We start from the raw sequence: 16,564 nt of genomic DNA on the forward strand, positions 1-16,564 counted from the left end.
TATACTATCAAGCCGATAATTCTGTAGTTTTATCGGCTTTTTTGTCTCTGAAGGCGTTGCGATTGTTCGGCGCCGCTTTTTGTTAACTCACGATACCTAGTTATGACTGAAGTCCATTCCACTCAAGCGAAAGCCACGCTGTTTCAGACGGCGACCAGTGAGCGCTATCAGCGTTGGCGGCTAGTAAAGGACAAAATGGTGGCTCGTGGCGTCGTAGCCGGCGGGTTGAGTATTATCCTGGCGGTGGTGTTAATCTTTTTCTATCTGCTGTATGTGGTTTTCCCTATACTGATGCCCTCCCACGCGGAAGTGGTCGGCCGTTACGACGTGCCCGAGCAGGTGCTGGGCAATACCGTTTTCCTGTCGATGGAAGAACAGAACGAAGTGGCAGTGCGGTTTACCGACACCGGCAAAGCGATATTTTTTAGCGTTGCCACGGGTCAACTGATTCGCGTGGATACCCTACCTATCCCCGAGCAAGTACAAATCACCAGTTACGCGCACGGCGGTGTCGATAAAGGGGTAATCGCCTTTGGTTTATCCGATGGCCGTGCCGTGGTCGTCAAGCATGATTACAAATTGTCTTATCCCGGCGGCAAGCGGGTCATTACCCCGGCTATTCAATATCCGCTGGGTGTCGAACCGCTGGTGGTAGATAAGCAGGGCCAGGCGCTAACCAAGCTGGCGGTGAAGTTAGGCGATAAAAACAGTACTTTGCTGGCTAAAACTGCTGATAACCGCATGGTGCTGAGCAGTCTCAGTAAGAAAGAATCGCTGTTCGACGACGAAGGCACGTGGGAAGCCACCGATTCACTGGTTGAGCTGGCCGCGGATGACGTGGATTTCATCCTGTTGGATAAAGAGTTGCGCAACCTCTACCTGGCCAGCCGCGCAGGGGATTTGACTGTCGTTGATATTCTCGACAAGAGCAAACCCGAGATCAAACATAAATTGAATGTGCTAAACCAAGGCGTGCAAATCAGCAGCATGGAGTTTTTGAACGGCGATATTTCTCTGCTGATCGGCGATACTAGCGGCGTGATGGCTCAGTGGTCCATGGTCCGCGACCAGCAAAACCATTTCAGTATCGAGAAGCTACGGGCGTTTAAAGTATCCGACGCGCCGATTATTACCATCAATCCGGAACAACGCCGCAAAGGTATGCTGGCGGCTGACGCCAACGGCGAGATCGGCATTTACAGTTCCACCGCCGAGCGGGAATTGATCAAGGAAAAAATCGCTGGCGGAAAACCTGTTGCCGTCACCTTATCGCCGCGCGCCAATGCCATGTTACTGCAAACCGAAGACGGCAAAATCAATCACTGGACTATCGAAAACGAACATCCGGAAGTATCGTGGCGTTCGTTATGGAACAAAGTCTGGTACGAAAGCTATCCAAAACCGGATTACATTTGGCAATCCTCGGCGGCCAGCAACGATTTCGAGCCGAAAATGAGCTTGACGCCGCTGGTGTTCGGCACCTTAAAAGCTTCGTTCTACGCGATGCTGATGGGCGTGCCGTTGGCCTTATTTGGAGCGATTTATACCGGCTATTTCATGGCGCCCAGCGTGCGGCAGTACGTAAAGCCGGGCGTGGAAATCATGGGTGCCTTGCCGACTGTGATTTTGGGCTTTTTAGCCGGCTTGTGGCTGGCGCCTTTCGTGGAAGCCAATCTCACCGGGATTTTTGCATTATTGATGGTTGTGCCGCTGTCCGTGATGATTTTTGCCTATTTCTGGCAATTCGTACCGGAACAAACCCGCCACAAAATCCCCGACGGCTGGGATGCGGTAGTGCTGATCCCTGTGGTGATATTCGGCGCCTGGCTGGCTTTTCAGTTAAGTCCGACTATCGAAGCCTTGTGTTTTAAAGGCGATCTGCGCACCTGGATGCGCGAGGAATTTGGTATCGGTTACGACCAGCGCAACACCTTGGTTGTTGGTTTGGCCATGGGTTTTGCGGTCATTCCGATGATTTTTTCCATCGCCGAAGACGCGATTTTCAGTGTGCCCAAGCATTTGACTACCGGCTCTTTGGCGCTGGGTGCCACGCCTTGGCAAACCATGACCAAGGTGGTGTTGCTGACTGCCAGCCCCGGTATTTTCTCAGCGATCATGATCGGTTTCGGCCGCGCGGTTGGGGAGACGATGATCGTGTTGATGGCCACCGGTAATACCGCTGTTATGGATTTGAGTATTTTCCAGGGTCTGCGCACACTGTCGGCTAACATCGCGGTGGAAATGCCGGAATCGGAAGTCAACAGCACCCACTATCGGGTGTTGTTCCTGGCGGCCTTGGTATTGTTCATGTTTACTTTTGTAGTCAACACGCTGGCTGAAGTCATTCGGCAGAATCTAAGACAAAAATACAGCTCATTATGATTAAAGCATGGTTTAAGAGCGGTTCGCCCTGGATATGGATGACCGCCGGCGCGGTCAGTTTGAATCTGATATTGGTGGTGGGCTTGCTGCTGCTGATTGCGGTCCGGGGCTTGGGGCATTTTTGGCCGGCCGACATTATCGAATATCGCTATCAAGATCGCGATGGCCCGGAGAGTTCCATTATCGGTGAAGCAGTAGCTACCTCCTTATTACCGGCCGCGCAAGCCAGGGCTGCCGGCCATGAGTTGTTGGATAACGGCGAATACCTGGTGCAGCATCTGGTAAAAACCGGTAACCGCGATATTCTCGGTAGCGATTTTCGCTGGATTCAGCAGCAATATATTCACAGCCAATCCACGCCGGATGATTTGATCATGGTCGAACGCCGCGAGTGGGGTAATTTCTACGGCCGCTTGCTGGCGGTTAAGGAAGACGGCGCGGTGATTGCCCAAGGCGAGCAAGCCTGGCAGGTGGCGCAACAGAAACTGGCGACAGTGTTGGAGCAGCACGACGAAATCGATAGCTTACAAGACCACGAAGTTGGGGCGATCAACTATGAATTGGAGCGCTTGCGCTTGAAGCAACGCGCGCTGGAACTGAAAAATGCCTGGAACGATGCGGCCAAGCAGGAGTTTGCCGCGCAAAAGCAGACATACGAAAAACAATACCAAGCCATCCAGCAACAAATCGGCAAGTTGAGCAAGGAAAGCAAACGCTACAGCCTGGTGGTGGCGGAAGCCGGACAAAAAGAAATTAGCCTGCCCTTGAATCGGGTGGTGAAAATGACCCGCCCCAACACGATGAGCGTGCTGGACAAATGTATCGAATATGTCGGTAATTTCGCCACGTTTGTCAGCGACGAACCGCGTGAAGCCAATACCGAGGGCGGTATCTTTCCGGCTATTTTCGGTACCGTGTTGATGGTGATGCTGATGGCCGTAGTGGTGACGCCGTTTGGAGTGATCGCGGCGGTTTATCTACGGGAATATGCCAAGCAGGGCTTTATCACCCGAGTGATCCGCATTGCCGTGAATAATCTGGCCGGCGTGCCGTCCATCGTTTACGGCGTGTTTGGTTTGGGCTTTTTCGTGTATATCATCGGCGGCAACATCGACCGCCTGTTTTTCCCGGAAGCGGCCCCGGCACCGGTGTTCGGTACGCCGGGCTTGCTGTGGGCCTCATTGACGCTGGCTTTGATGACCTTGCCGGTTGTGATTGTTGCTACCGAGGAAGGTTTGTCGCGGATTCCCAAATCGATACGTGAAGGCAGTTTAGCGCTAGGCGCGACTAAAGCCGAAACGCTGTGGCGCACGGTATTGCCGATGGCTAGTCCGGCGATCATGACCGGCTTGATTCTAGCGGTGGCGCGCGCCGCCGGTGAAGTGGCGCCCTTGATGCTGGTTGGTGTGGTGAAATTGGCGCCGACCTTGCCTTTGGACGGCAACTTTCCTTATCTGCATCTGGACAGAAAGTTTATGCATTTGGGATTTCATATTTACGACGTCGGCTTCCAGAGCCCGAATGTCGAAGCGGCCAGACCTTTGGTTTACGCGACGTCGCTGTTACTGGTGATGGTTATTATCGGTCTGAATATGTTCGCTATCTCGATACGTAACAATTTGCGGGAAAAATACCGCGCCCTGGAAAATTAAATTCGCATATCCATCCGGAAGACTGGACCCTATATCATGACAACAGCCCAAAAGAATACCCACGCCATTGACATTAGCGCGTTGAAAAGGGAAGACAGAAAGAGCGTTGAGCAATTGGAAACCTGCATCAAAGTTGAAAATCTGGATTTGTTTTACGGCCAGAAGCAGGCCTTGCATGGCGTGAACATGGAAATGCCGCGTAAGAAAGTGACGGCCTATATTGGTCCCAGCGGCTGCGGTAAATCCACCTTATTACGCTGCATCAACCGGATGAACGATTTGGTCGACGGCGTCAGCATCAAAGGCAAGATTCTGCTGGATGGCGAGGATATTTACGATAAATCGGTAAACGTCGCGGCTTTGCGCCGGCGCGTGGGCATGGTGTTTCAAAAACCCAATCCGTTTCCGAAGACCATTTACGAAAATGTGGCGTACGGGCTGCGGATTCAGGGGATTAATGACCGGCGCATCCTTGATGAAGTTGTGGAAAAGTCCCTACGTGGCGCCGCGTTATGGGACGAGATGAAAGACCGCTTGAACGATAATGCCTTGGGCATGTCGGGGGGGCAGCAACAGCGGCTGGTCATCGCCCGCGCCATTGCTATCGAGCCGGAAGTGATTCTGCTGGACGAACCTGCCTCGGCGCTGGACCCGATCTCGACGCTAAAAATTGAAGAATTGATTAACGAATTGAAAGAAAAATATACGATAGTGATCGTTACCCACAATATGCAACAGGCGGCGCGGGTATCCGATTTCACCGCTTTTATGTACATGGGCGAATTAATCGAATTTGGTGAAACCAGCGAGTTGTTTACCAATCCGGCAAAAAAACAAACTGAAGATTACATTACCGGCAGGTACGGCTAGGAGGTAAACAATGGATAACAGCAAAATCAAATCGCACATTTCCCGCCAATTCAACGAGGAGATGGAAGATATTCGCAACAAGGTGCTGACCATGGGCGGTCTGGTGGAACAGCAAGTCGATCTGGCGACCAAGGCTTTCATGGGTAACGACATGGAAAATGCCGAAAAAGTGGTGCTGCAGGATCAGTATGTCAACGAGATGGAAAAAGACATCGACCACGAATGCACTGAAATCATGGCCAAGCGTCAGCCGGCGGCTTTTGATTTACGCATGTTGATCGCCACCATCAAAATCATCACCGACCTGGAGCGGATTGGCGACGAAGCGGCGCGTATCGCCAAAATGACCATGCGTCTGGAAGGCGCCGATTATTATCAAGACAAGTACTACGAAATCGAACATCTGCTGAACTTGGTCAAGGACATGCTGAACGGCGCGCTGGATGCCTATGCCAGAAACGATGTCGAAGAGGTGATTGCGATCACCGAGCAGGACGCCAAGGTTGACCGGGAATACACCAGTATCACCCGGCAGTTGATCACACAGATGATGGAAAACCCGCGTAACATCACCCGAGCTCTGGATATGTTATGGGCTGCGCGCGCGCTGGAACGGATAGGCGACCACTCCTGCAATGTCTGCGAGCAGGTAATATACATGGTGAAAGGCAAGGATGTGCGTCATCTTAGCCGTGAAGAATTGGAGCGTACTGTTAATTCGGCTCGCTAGCGATAAGGTCAATTTGATTCAGGGTAACGGTTAATCCTTTACCCTGCTTTACTGGTTTGGATGCTTGGGGGTGCCGCCCACCAGTTTCAAAATCATTCGACGGCGCCGATGCAGATCCTTGCGCAGTGGCGAGTTCAGTAACTCATCAAGCCATGTTCAAAATTGCCCGGAAAATTGCTGCCGGCAACTACTCAATCAGTCGCGAACTGCGCAATAGCTTGGAACTAATCGTCAAACCTGTTCGCGTTACATTTTTCAGTTGTATGACCGGTTGAACACGGAGGCCGTCGTTAGCCAGTCGGATCATGCCGCCCCGGTGTTCGAAATCGGTAATATCGCTGACCGTCAACACCGGAAACGGCCTGACAAACTCCAGGGTCGCCGCGAGAATTCTTTCCTGCTGTGCCGGAATATAAATCACCTGGCATTCGTGCAATTGTTCGGGTATTGGGTCGATAACCATCTGCATCGGTAGATCGTTTACCCGCTCACCTTCGATCAGCTTGGCCAGTACGCCAGTGACCGGCGAATTGGCGTAACTGCAAAACAAAAATTCCTTGTGGGTGGTCGGCCAAGTAACGAAATAGGCAAAGTTATATAAGTACGCCGCTTTAAGTTCCGTCTCGTTAAAGCGCGGTTCACCCGCTGTGCCCGATGATTGCAGCGGCGGTAAACAGGCCAACAGCAGCATTAACAGGCACCGCCGCGCAACGACGCCGCTGCTTGTCAAAACGCTGTGTAGGCTTGGACGCCGCATCTAGTAGCGTACCGTGGCTTTAAGGTAATAATTGCGTTCGAATTCGCTACTGATCACCGCGTTATCTATATTTGGGCTGAATTCCAGGTGCCGGTTGTCCAGCAAATTCTGCGCGCCGACAGCCAATTCAAAATGCAGATTCGGCTGCCAGCCCAGGCGCAGATCCAGCCGATGATAGGCCGGCACCTGATTGATTAGGTGGTCGGTGTAATACCAATGCGCATCAAATTCCAATTGATACGGCAGATTGAAGTAGGAACTGAGGTTGAAACGGTTGCGGGCGCTATTGCCTTCAGCAACTGTTGCTGCGCTATCCAGGCTGCCGTCGCGCTGGTGCAAGGCAATTGCAAACAGACTGTAACTACCTTGCACGCGCCAGCGTTCGGACATCCGCCAATTCAATGCGGTTTCCCAGCCGTAGGCTTCACCTTTTGCCTTGTTGGCAATCAGAAACGGGATAGTGATGTTATCGCCGTTTACCAGCGGTGTTTGCGGTTCTGTGGTGCTTAGTCGGCCGTAATCGCTATAAAACAGCGTTGTATCCAGGTTAAAGATGTCGTTGGGGAAAAAGCGGTAGCCCAATTCGTAAGTGATTGCGCTCTCCGAGTCGAAATTATCGTCGCCCAAGACGTTGGCTGTGGTTCCGGGGCCTACGTTGAATAAGACATTGACGTCGTGGTCGGCCCTGGCCGGTACGCGAACTGCTCTGGACACCGCGCCCCACAGGCTGTGTTGTTGATTGGGCACCCACAACAGCCGAGCGGAAGGCTGGATCTCAAAACCGGTAAAATCGTTATGCTCGACTTTACTGCCGTATATCAAACGCAGTTCGTCTGCCAGAAATCGCCATTCGTCCTGAGCAAAGACGTTGAACAAGTGCACATCGCGTTCGGACGGATCGAAGTGAAGTAGCACCTGTTTTTGCTGAAGTTGATCGCTATTGAAGCGATAACCTGCTCCCCATGTTACGTGATGAGCGTGCCAATTGAAATCATGCTGTAAATCCAGGTCGAAAGTGCTGCGCCGATAATCCAGTCGGCTTTGGTTGCGGACGGCATGATCGAAATAACTGCGGATTTGTAGGCGGCTATCGTTTTCCAGGGTTTGTTGCCAACGTAACAGCAGGTTACCGCCATATTTTTTGGTGCTGTCGGGGCTAATGGGCGATGCCGGGTCGAGGCTATTCAGCGATTGCTGCATGTCGCCATTGAAATAATCGCCCTGCACGATCAGGTTTTTGCGGGCGTCCGGGGTCCAATCGCTGCGAAAACCCGCGCGGCCCATATCCAGGCTGTCGTTGGCTTTTTCGCCGTTACCGAAATGAAAATCCTCGCGATGATTGTATTTGCCGTAGACGCGATAATTAAAATCCGGACTGAGTTGGCCGCCATAACGAAAGGTGCCGAATCCGGGTTCTTCCTTGCTGGTGCCGCCTGACAGCAATACGCCTTGTGATTCCTGGGCGGAACGAGTAACGATGTTGATGACGCCATTGACGGCGTTGGAGCCCCACAGCGTTGCGCCGGGGCCGCGAATCACCTCGATGCGGTCGATGTCTTCCAGCGGGTAGTCTTGCTCGTTCCAGTAAACGCCGGAGTTCAGTGGGTCGTAAACGGTGCGGCCGTCCATCATCACCAACAGCTTGTTGGCATTTATCCCGTTAAAGCCGCGGCTACTGATCGCCCATTGATTGCCATCCACCCGCGCGACTTCCAGGCCGGGCACTTTGCGCAGCAGTTCCGGAATGGACTGCATCCCGGAACGCCTGATTTCTTCGTGGCTGATGACGAATACCGCCGATGGGGTTTCGCTGATAGGTTGTTGATTTTTCGAGGCGATGGAAACGGTGGTCGCACTCAGCTCTTGGAGAGATAAGGCCTTTAAATGGGATAGGGTGTCGTCCGCCCCGGCTGGGGCGGCTGCTTGCAGTGCAATACAGATAAGCGTCAAGCGCTGAGTGTTGCCCGTCAATTTTAACTTGTTTGCCATAACTTCCGTCTATTACGCCCGATTAAGCACGCGCGCATTGTAGACGCCGGCGATTGAATAGTAAAAACAGCCCCAATTAACGGCGCTGCGACGAAGGGTTTATTTGATGGCGCGGATCAGTTTGATCATGTCGCTGCTGGCGGGATCGACGAATATTTTTTGGAACGGGCAAGCTTGCACGCTTTTTAACGTCTGTCGGTTAATATTGGCGCCAAAAGCATTCAAAATCAGCGGGTTGAACAAATTCATCATCATCGCCAAAGCTTTGTTGGAACTTAAAACGTGTTCCAACAGCAGCACTTGACCGCCGGGTTTGCAAACGCGATAGAGCTCTTTCAGGCCTTTTCTGGGTTTCGGTACCGAACAAAACACAAAACTGGCGATGACCGTGTCAAAACTGTTATCGGCATAATCCAGCGCTTGCACGTCCATCAAAGCCAGATCAACCGCAATCTGTTTACGCTGTTGTTTGCGGCGGGCCATTTCCAGCATGTTCGGGCTGAAATCGATAGCGGTAATTCGGGCGTCATCAGGATAGAACGGGAAGTTTTTCCCCGTTCCTACCCCAACTTCCAAAATGTGGGCGCCGCTAGCTTGCGACCAGAGCTTTTTACGTAAACGGCGGAACAGCAAGCCTTCCAGAAAGCCTTCCAGGCCATCGAAATAAGGCGCAAGCCTATCGTAGCGCTGTCTGACTTTTGTGCTGTCCGCCGTCATGCCGGATTATTCTGCAAATTGCTGAATGCCGTCCAGGAACCAGCGGGTTTGATTGCTGTTGATGGGTTTGACGAAATGCCATACTTCTTTAATGGCTTCTGCCTTGCCACCGTCTTCGCTGATCAGCGCGTCGAACAAGACCACCGCTTCGAGTTCGGTGCCGGCTTCGCGGACATCAATTAATTCGGCGCTCAGTTTGAGTACATCGGTTTTATTAATATCATTCGATGCACGTAGTTGCTCTTGAATTTCGACAAATACCTTGTCGGTAGTTAAGCCGCGGATTTCCGCCAAGTCGCGTCTATCCCAAGCTGCTTGCAGGTAGCGGTAGGCACTTTCAGCACCGCTTAAAAAGGCGCGCTGATCGAATCCCGCCGGCAGCTTGTTTGCATCGAAACTGGCCGCTTGTTGATAGTCATTGTTGCTTGATCCTGCTGTTCTGCCTTTTTTGAACAGCACATCGGTATCGAAACCCGAGCCGCCGGCTGCCGGTTGCTGGTTCTCGCGATAATAATTTTGCGATTCCGCTGGTTGCGAGTGCGCGGGCCCATAACCGGCCGGCGCGGCGGGTTGCTGACGTGATCTGGCCGCAAACAAGCGATACAGCAGATAAGCGACGCCGGCAAACAGCAGCATGTCCATCAGATTGATGTTTTCGAATGCGCCGCCGAAGAACAATGAGCCCAATAATCCGCCTAAAGCCAAGCCGCCCAGCATGCCCATCAGGCCGCCGCGACCAGCCCAGTTTTGTCTGGCTGTTTGATTTTGTGCAGCCGCTTGTTGCTGGCTGGCCGAACGGGTCGGCTGGCTGCTGGCTCCACTGGGAGAGGTAGAACGTTGAAACGGTGTGCTGTAGCTCGGCTTGCTACCGAAAGACTTGCCGCCGCCCATGCGTTTAGCCTGCGCTTCCTGGACACTGCCTAGCAGTAAGGCCAGCGCAATGAATAATGTTGCCAAGGTACCGATCTTTCTGTTCATAGGTGTTTGCCTAAAGTGAATAAATGTATGCCGATATTCGGGGTAAAATCGCGTAATTCAAGTAGAATAGCCTTTCGCATGGTCCTATACAACCGCCGTCTACTGATTAACGACACCCCACAGACATTCTGAAAACATAAATGGTTGCATATTTGCGTCAATTTCTAGTTATGTTTTTGCTGCTTTTGCAAGTGGCAGCGCCGCTGGTGCATGCCCATATCGGTAGAGATGCCATGCAGGGCGGCCTGCATTTGCACGAATTCGAAGTGCTGCATATCGATCATGATGGCGACCCCGCCTTGATGGCTGTCGAGCACGACCTGCAAACCCAAAATAGCATTGTCAATCTGGGCTCTGCGATTAAACAGCAGCAATGGCTGGACAGGCTGGCGCCGGTTTTCTACCTGCTGGTCAGCGTGGTTGCCGATTTGGCGGTTACGCGGCAAATCCAAGCCGTTAAGTTTTCTCCGCACATACCGCTGTTCGCGCCCGACCCCGTACTTAGTCACAATCCATCCCGCGCGCCGCCGCTCTGAAAGGGGCTGGCTTCGCTGTCGCAGCAGGCTTGGTCAACACCTGGCAGCCCCTCGTCCCAAAAATTGGCCAACAGCCCGTTAGGCGTTTGGCTGCTAGTTCTATTCAATTACTGCTTTGGAGTGCTCCATGAATGGATACCGTTATCTAAAATGCGGTTTACCTGTATTACTGCTGGTTACGGCGCCTTGCCTGGCCGAAATGAATCCTGTCGGAGAGAGTTTGGCGGCGACTCGCGGCGAAATGTTTTCGGAGAATTTGATTGTCGAACACATGGATCCTATCGAAACCGATCCGTCGCTAAGTTTGTCGCAATTAGTCGAAATAACCGTGGAAAAATATCCGGATCGCCTGGTCGGCGAAGCCTTGGCCCAGGAAGCCAATGCCTTAGCCGAACGCAGTGACGCTTGGGTGGCCGGCTCTACGGCTGTTGGATTGAATTACATGGATGACCGAATTGCCGACGACCTGGGTTCGCGCGAAGCCTCTGCTCAAGTCGAAATCACTACCTGGAAATGGGGGCAACGCGATGCCGGTCAGGCGGTAGCGGAACGGGCCGGCGTCGCCGCGCAAAAGCAGTCGGCGGCGGTTAAGCTGGAAGTCACGCGCTTGATCAGAGACGCTTTGTGGAATATGGAAATCGCCAATATCGGTTTGCAACAAGCGCAAAATGCCTTGTCGATTTCCGAGCAATTGATGAAGAAAGTCGAGCGCCGGGTGGAATTGGGCGATTTGCCACGTGCGGATTTGTTGCTGGCCAAGGGTGAATATCTGCAAAACCGGGGGTTGGTCACCCAAGCCGAAGCGGAAGTGATGCATAGCCGTAAAGCCTATGCCAGCTTGACTACCTTGTCGCGGGTGCCGGGCAATTATCAGGAAAAACTAAGCGATATTACCTCGGTGAGCGGCAACCATCCGATGCTGGAAGCTATCAACGCCATTATTGACCGGAAACAGGCGGAAATTGAATGGACCAAAACCACTGATCCCATCAATCAACCGAAGCTCAGTGTAGGTGCGAAAAGCCAGCGGGATGGCCGCAGCGGGCAAGACATTGAGAGTGTCGGTGTCGGTGTGGTGATGCTATTCGGCGGCGAGGCCTATAACGCGCCGGAAATCGCCAAAGTTAATCTGGAACTGAACAATGCCAAAGCCCAACGCGAGCATCTTTACCGGCAATTGGAGAAAAATCTGCACGAAGCCGAGCATGCTCTGGAAGTAACGCGAGCCGAGCTGGCAATCGCCAACGAGCTGAAACAAATCGCCGAAACCCATCTAAAAATGACCGAAATCAGCTTCTCGGCCGGCGAAATTAACCTGTTAGACCTCTTAAAAATCCAGGCCCGTAGTCTGGAAGCGATTCGCAACGCCAAATTGCAGGAGGTTAAATTACAGCGCAACATCGCTTTCTACAATCAAGCGGTAGGCATACAGCCATGAGGCGGTTAATCTTCGGCCTGTTTTTGACACAGGCCTTAAGCGCGTTTGCTCAAGATACCCAGATCAAAATTACCCAGCAGCAGATCGACAATTTGGATATAAAAGTCGCGCCGCTTACCGCTAGCCAGCAGATTCCGTTGTTTTACGCGCCGGGCAAAGTGGTGGTGCCGGCTGATCGGGAAGTGTTGATCAGTAGCAGCCAGCCCGGTCTGGTTACCCAATTGCCGGTCAATATCGGCGACAAGATCCATAAAGGCCAGCTATTGGCGCAGTTGAACAGCCCGGAACTCGTCGGATTACAACAAGCATTTTTAACCGCTGTCGGCGAACTGAATTTATCCGGCCAAGAGCGCAACCGCGATCAAAAATTATTGCAGGAAGGTGTAATTGCGCAGCGGCGCTGGCAGGAAACCCAAATGCTGCACAGCAGCAAATCGGCCAAGGCCGACGAGGCCCGGCAGTTGTTATTGTTGGCCGGCATGTCGGCCGCCGAGATTAAAAGTTTGGGGCAAAGCCATAAGCTGGACAACCGTTTGACTATTCGCGCACCCATCGATGGGGTGGTATTGGAGCGTGTGGCCAATTTGGGCGCCCGCTTGGATGTGCAGGCACCGCTGTATCGGATTGCCGATTTGTCTGAACTGTGGCTGGAAATCAATATTCCGCAGGAGCGCTTGAGCGGCATCAGGTTAGGCGATTCGGTGCGGCTGAAAGGCAGCGAGACCACTGCCAAAATTAGTCTGCTGGGCCAAAGCGTCAACCGCGACAATCAGACGGTATTGGCCAGGGCGGTGATTGACGGCAAAGCCGAGGGCTTGCGCGTGGGACAGAACGTCAATGTGCAGATCATGCAAAATAGCGCAGAGACCGGCTTCGTCGTACCCAATACCGCCATTGCGCAGAACGAAGGGCACGCCTATGTGTTTGTGCGCAATCAAGACGGTTTTGTGGTGACCGAAGTGACTATTACCGGTAAACAAGAATCCAATTCCTTGATTAGCGGACCGTTGTCCGGCAACGAGCAAATCGCCATAAAAGGCGCGGTGGCCTTGAAAGCCAATTGGTTAGGTTTGGGAGGCGACGAGTAATGGCGGGGTTAATTCGCTTTGCGTTGACCCAGCGGCTACTGATTTTACTCGGCGTATTGTTGCTGGTGGGCGGCGGCTATTATGCCGTTAAACACATTCCTATCGATGCCTTTCCCGAGGTATCGCCGACGCAGGTCAAGATCATCGTCAAGGCCAACGGCATGACGCCGGAAGAAGTGGAAGCCAGAATTACCGCGCCGATTGAAGTTGAGTTACTGGGCATTCCGCATCAAACCATGCTGCGCTCGCTGGCTAAATATGCCATTACCGATATTACGCTGGACTTTGAAGAAGGCACCGATATTTATTGGGCCAGGCAACAAGTCGCGGAACGGTTGAACGCTTTGTGGAGTAGTTTGCCGGAGGGTGTGCAGGGCGGTATCGCGCCGATGACCACGCCGCTGGGGGAGATGTTCATGTTCGCCATCGAGGGTGGCGATTTAACGCTGATGCAACGGCGAGAATTACTGGATTGGACCATCCGCCCTGCTCTGCGTACCGTCAGCGGCGTGGCGGATGTGAATGCGCTGGGCGGACTGGTGCGCAGCTTTGAAGTGGTGCCCGACAATATCCGCATGGCGTCTCGCAATATCGATACAGAGCAATTAAAAGCGGCTTTGCAAAATAATAACCGCAACGACGGTGCCGGTCGGTTGAGCGAAGGCGAGGAAGCGTTGATTGTGCGCGCCGAAGGCCGGATCAAGAACGAGCAGGATGTGAAAGCCATTGTAGTGGCGCAGCACGAGGGCCTGCCGACGCGAGTGGACGATATAGCCGAGGTCAGAATCGGCGCGTTGACACGTTATGGCGCGGTCAGCAAGGACGGTGACGGCGAAGCCGTGACAGCGGTTGTGCTCAGTTTGCGCGGCGCCAATGCTCGGCAAACTATCGAGCAACTGGAAAGTAAGATGGCGGAATTGCAACCAAGCTTGCCGGAAGGCGTGCGCCTGAATGTGTTCTACAACCGGGGGGTGTTGGTGGGCAAGGCGGTGAACACCGTTTCCAAAGCCCTGCTGGAAGCCATTGTTTTGGTAGTGGTGCTGCTGATTCTGTTTTTAGGCGATTTGCGCGCGGCTTTGACCGTCGCATTGGCTTTGCCGTTGGCGGCGCTGGTGACCTTCATCCTGATGCACGCTTTCGGTATGTCCGCCAACTTGATGAGTCTGGGCGGTCTGGCTATCGCTATCGGGATGTTGGTGGATGGTGCGGTGGTGGTCGTGGAAAACGTGATTACGCAACTGGCCGATCATCAAAAGGCCGAGAGGTTACCGCGGCTGCATCTAATTTATCGCGCTACCCGCGAAGTAGCGGTGCCGGTGACGTCGGGCATCTTGATCATTGTCATCGTGTTCTTACCGCTGCTGACCTTGCAAGGGCTGGAAGGCAAGTTGTTCGGGCCGGTGGCGATGACTATCGTGTTTGCATTAACGGGCTCCTTGATTTTGTCATTGACGGTGATTCCGGTACTGGCATCGCTGTTGCTGAAACAGGTGTCGCATGAGGAGCCTTGGTTGCCGCGCAAACTGTTGCAGTGGTATCAGCCTATTCTGGCCTGGTGTCTGGCTAATAGCACAAAAGTTTTTATCGGCGCCGGTGCGATGTTGGCGGCAAGCGTATTGGTGTTTACCCAGATCGGCAGCACTTTTATGCCGACGATGGACGAAGGTGACATCATCGTGCAGTTGGAAAAATTGCCGTCGATTACCTTGCTGGATTCGGTGGCCTTGGACGGCCGTGTGCAGAAAAACATCCTCGAGCATATCCCGGAAGTGCAGACCGTGGTGTCCAGGGTGGGTACCGACGAATTGGGCCTGGACCCGATGAGCTTGAACGATACCGACACGTTTTTGATCCTGAAGCCTAAAGCGGAATGGCGGATGGAAACCAAGGAAGCGCTGATCGAGGAGATTCGCAAGATTATGGACCACACCCCGGGCATAGCCTTTGGTTTTACTCAGCCCATCGAGATGCGGGTTTCGGAGATGTTGACGGGAACGCGCGGTGACGTGGCGATCAAATTATTCGGCGCTGAGCTGGATACTTTAAATCATAAAGCCGAGCAAATCGAAGCGGTGCTGAAGACCATCCCCGGTGCCAGTGATGTGTTTACCCGTAAAAATGAAGGCATGCAGTTTCTGCAGTTGAGCATTGATCGAGAAGCGGTCGGCCGGTTCGGGTTGGATAGTAATAGCATCGAAGATATGTTGCGCGCGCAGATTGAAGGCGTGCAACTGGGTATTGTCCAAGAGGGGGTGAAACGTACGCCTCTGCTGCTGCGCGGCGACAGTAACACCGCCAACTTCGAGAATTTACAAATCAGTTTGCCGAATGGCGAGCATGTGCCGATTACCGCAGTGGCGAAAATTCAAGCGGTGGAAGGCGTGGTGTCTATAGACCGGGAAAAAGGCCAGCGTTTCGTGGTGATCCGCTGTAATGTTGAGGGCCGCGATTTGGTTGGTTTTGTTGACGAGGCGCGCAAGGCGGTGGCCGAGCGTGTTCAATTACCCAGCGGTTTTCATGTGGCGTTCGGCGGTCAGTTTGAAAATCAACAACGCGCTTCCGCGCGTCTTTCTCTAGTGATTCCATTATCTTTAGGTTTGATATTTTTGTTGCTGTTTTCCACCTTCGGCTCGGTGCGGCAGGCGGTGCTGGTGCTGTCCAATATCCCGCTGGCCATGATAGGTGGGGTGTTCGCGCTGTGGTTGTCCGGTGAATATCTGTCGGTGCCGGCTTCGGTGGGTTTCATCGCCCTGCTCGGCATTGCGGTATTGAATGGGGTGGTGATGGTCAGCTATTTTAATCAGCTGTGCGCAACCGGTATGGAATTGTCACGGGTGGTGATTATCGGTTCCGGGCGGCGGTTGCGGCCGGTACTGATGACGGCCAGCATCGCCGCCTTCGGCTTGATTCCGTTATTGTTTGCGTCGGGCCCCGGCTCGGAAATTCAACGGCCATTGGCTATTGTGGTTACCGGCGGTCTATTGTCATCAACCTTGTTAACACTGATTTTGCTGCCGATACTTTACCAACTGTTTGGCCGCCACCCGGAGCGTTGCTGATGAGTCACGAAGCGTTTTTATTAACTGTCAATGCGCCTCCCAGCTTGGAGGAGGCACTGGTCGATTGTTTGCTGTCATTGGAATGGTCGCAGGGTTTCACCAGTTTTCCGGCCAATGTTCACGATCACAATCAGCAGGGTTTGTCGCTGGCAGAGCAGGTTGCCGGACATCAACGCAAAATTCGTTTTCAAATGTATGTCGAAAGACAAAACATTTCTGCATTATTGACTAAGCTAAAGGCGGATTTTACCGGTTCCGGCCTGCATTATTGGCTGGTACCGGCTATCGAACAAGGCATCATCTAAGCATAAAGCATGCAGAAAGCGACTGGGGATGCTACAGTTCGGACGAACAGCGGTTAAACATTT

Annotated in this window: 13 protein-coding genes; 9 read left to right on the forward strand and 4 right to left on the reverse strand. The window is 52.9% G+C overall.

Annotation, left to right across the window (positions count from 1 at the left end; translation table 11 throughout):
• The first annotated feature begins 102 nt into the window (after nt 1-102).
• Genes DDY07_RS20155 through phoU form a run of 4 tightly spaced genes read left to right on the forward strand, consistent with a single transcriptional unit; the run spans nt 103 to nt 5,634 of the window.
• Nucleotides 103-2,382 carry an ABC transporter permease subunit gene (locus DDY07_RS20155; protein WP_171697194.1) on the forward strand — a complete coding sequence of 760 codons (2,280 nt, stop codon included), beginning with the start codon at nt 103-105 and terminating at the stop codon, nt 2,380-2,382.
• On the forward strand, nt 2,379-4,034 hold the full coding sequence (gene pstA, locus DDY07_RS20160; protein WP_171697195.1) for a phosphate ABC transporter permease PstA: 1,656 nt from the start codon (nt 2,379-2,381) through the stop codon (nt 4,032-4,034). The genes DDY07_RS20155 and pstA overlap by 4 nt, the downstream gene beginning before the upstream one ends.
• 36 nt (nt 4,035-4,070) lie before the next feature.
• A complete protein-coding gene (gene pstB / locus DDY07_RS20165) occupies nt 4,071-4,904 on the forward strand; it encodes a phosphate ABC transporter ATP-binding protein PstB (RefSeq protein ID WP_033156874.1) in 834 nt (277 codons plus the stop codon).
• A 10-nt stretch (nt 4,905-4,914) separates the two neighbouring features.
• Nucleotides 4,915-5,634, forward strand: coding sequence for a phosphate signaling complex protein PhoU (gene phoU, locus DDY07_RS20170; protein ID WP_033156873.1), 720 nt, complete (start codon nt 4,915-4,917; stop codon nt 5,632-5,634).
• 187 nt (nt 5,635-5,821) lie between these two features.
• Here phoU and DDY07_RS20175 read toward each other — a convergent pair whose 3' ends face one another.
• The 4 genes from DDY07_RS20175 to DDY07_RS20190 form a co-directional block, all read right to left on the reverse strand.
• A complete protein-coding gene (locus DDY07_RS20175) occupies nt 5,822-6,364 on the reverse strand; it encodes a YfiR family protein (RefSeq protein WP_171697196.1) in 543 nt (180 codons plus the stop codon).
• Between the two features lie 27 nt (nt 6,365-6,391).
• Nucleotides 6,392-8,380, reverse strand: coding sequence for a TonB-dependent siderophore receptor (locus DDY07_RS20180; RefSeq protein ID WP_171697197.1), 1,989 nt, complete (start codon nt 8,378-8,380; stop codon nt 6,392-6,394).
• A 99-nt stretch (nt 8,381-8,479) separates the two neighbouring features.
• Nucleotides 8,480-9,097, reverse strand: coding sequence for a class I SAM-dependent methyltransferase (locus tag DDY07_RS20185; RefSeq protein WP_171697198.1), 618 nt, complete (start codon nt 9,095-9,097; stop codon nt 8,480-8,482).
• Between the two features lie 6 nt (nt 9,098-9,103).
• Nucleotides 9,104-10,075 carry a Tim44 domain-containing protein gene (locus DDY07_RS20190; RefSeq protein ID WP_171697199.1) on the reverse strand — a complete coding sequence of 324 codons (972 nt, stop codon included), beginning with the start codon at nt 10,073-10,075 and terminating at the stop codon, nt 9,104-9,106.
• A gap of 170 nt (nt 10,076-10,245) precedes the next feature.
• Here DDY07_RS20190 and DDY07_RS20195 point away from each other — a divergent pair, with 170 nt between their 5' ends.
• The 5 genes from DDY07_RS20195 to DDY07_RS20215 all read left to right on the forward strand — a co-directional run bounded on the left by DDY07_RS20195 (nt 10,246) and on the right by DDY07_RS20215 (nt 16,501).
• On the forward strand, nt 10,246-10,611 hold the full coding sequence (locus DDY07_RS20195) for a hypothetical protein (RefSeq protein ID WP_171697200.1): 366 nt from the start codon (nt 10,246-10,248) through the stop codon (nt 10,609-10,611).
• A gap of 127 nt (nt 10,612-10,738) precedes the next feature.
• Nucleotides 10,739-12,049 carry a TolC family protein gene (locus tag DDY07_RS20200; RefSeq protein WP_171697201.1) on the forward strand — a complete coding sequence of 437 codons (1,311 nt, stop codon included), beginning with the start codon at nt 10,739-10,741 and terminating at the stop codon, nt 12,047-12,049.
• Nucleotides 12,046-13,137, forward strand: coding sequence for an efflux RND transporter periplasmic adaptor subunit (locus DDY07_RS20205; RefSeq protein WP_171697202.1), 1,092 nt, complete (start codon nt 12,046-12,048; stop codon nt 13,135-13,137). The genes DDY07_RS20200 and DDY07_RS20205 overlap by 4 nt, the downstream gene beginning before the upstream one ends.
• The gene (locus DDY07_RS20210; RefSeq protein WP_171697203.1) at nt 13,137-16,196 is read left to right on the forward strand and encodes an efflux RND transporter permease subunit; all 3,060 of its coding nucleotides are present in this window, start codon (nt 13,137-13,139) and stop codon (nt 16,194-16,196) included. Before DDY07_RS20205 ends, DDY07_RS20210 begins: the two co-directional genes overlap by 1 nt.
• Nucleotides 16,196-16,501, forward strand: a complete 306-nt coding sequence (locus tag DDY07_RS20215; RefSeq protein ID WP_033156867.1) for a DUF3240 family protein — start codon at nt 16,196-16,198, stop codon at nt 16,499-16,501. The genes DDY07_RS20210 and DDY07_RS20215 overlap by 1 nt, the downstream gene beginning before the upstream one ends.
• The last annotated feature ends 63 nt before the right edge of the window (nt 16,502-16,564 follow it).

Origin of the sequence: Methylomonas sp. ZR1 (assembly GCF_013141865.1) — a bacterium.
GTDB lineage: Bacteria > Pseudomonadota > Gammaproteobacteria > Methylococcales > Methylomonadaceae > Methylomonas.

Bases quoted from the DNA above. Each gene is read 5' to 3' on its own strand.
- DDY07_RS20205 (WP_171697202.1), top strand. From the start codon at position 12,046: ATGAGGCGGTTAATCTTCGGCCTGTTTTTGACACAGGCCTTAAGCGCG.
- phoU (WP_033156873.1), top strand. From the start codon at position 4,915: ATGGATAACAGCAAAATCAAATCGCACATTTCCCGCCAATTCAACGAG.
- DDY07_RS20155 (WP_171697194.1), top strand. From the start codon at position 103: ATGACTGAAGTCCATTCCACTCAAGCGAAAGCCACGCTGTTTCAGACG.
- DDY07_RS20200 (WP_171697201.1), top strand. From the start codon at position 10,739: ATGAATGGATACCGTTATCTAAAATGCGGTTTACCTGTATTACTGCTG.
- DDY07_RS20210 (WP_171697203.1), top strand. From the start codon at position 13,137: ATGGCGGGGTTAATTCGCTTTGCGTTGACCCAGCGGCTACTGATTTTA.
- pstA (WP_171697195.1), top strand. From the start codon at position 2,379: ATGATTAAAGCATGGTTTAAGAGCGGTTCGCCCTGGATATGGATGACC.
- DDY07_RS20195 (WP_171697200.1), top strand. From the start codon at position 10,246: ATGTTTTTGCTGCTTTTGCAAGTGGCAGCGCCGCTGGTGCATGCCCAT.
- DDY07_RS20180 (WP_171697197.1), bottom strand. From the start codon at position 8,380: ATGGCAAACAAGTTAAAATTGACGGGCAACACTCAGCGCTTGACGCTT.
- DDY07_RS20190 (WP_171697199.1), bottom strand. From the start codon at position 10,075: ATGAACAGAAAGATCGGTACCTTGGCAACATTATTCATTGCGCTGGCC.
- DDY07_RS20185 (WP_171697198.1), bottom strand. From the start codon at position 9,097: ATGACGGCGGACAGCACAAAAGTCAGACAGCGCTACGATAGGCTTGCG.
- DDY07_RS20215 (WP_033156867.1), top strand. From the start codon at position 16,196: ATGAGTCACGAAGCGTTTTTATTAACTGTCAATGCGCCTCCCAGCTTG.
- pstB (WP_033156874.1), top strand. From the start codon at position 4,071: ATGACAACAGCCCAAAAGAATACCCACGCCATTGACATTAGCGCGTTG.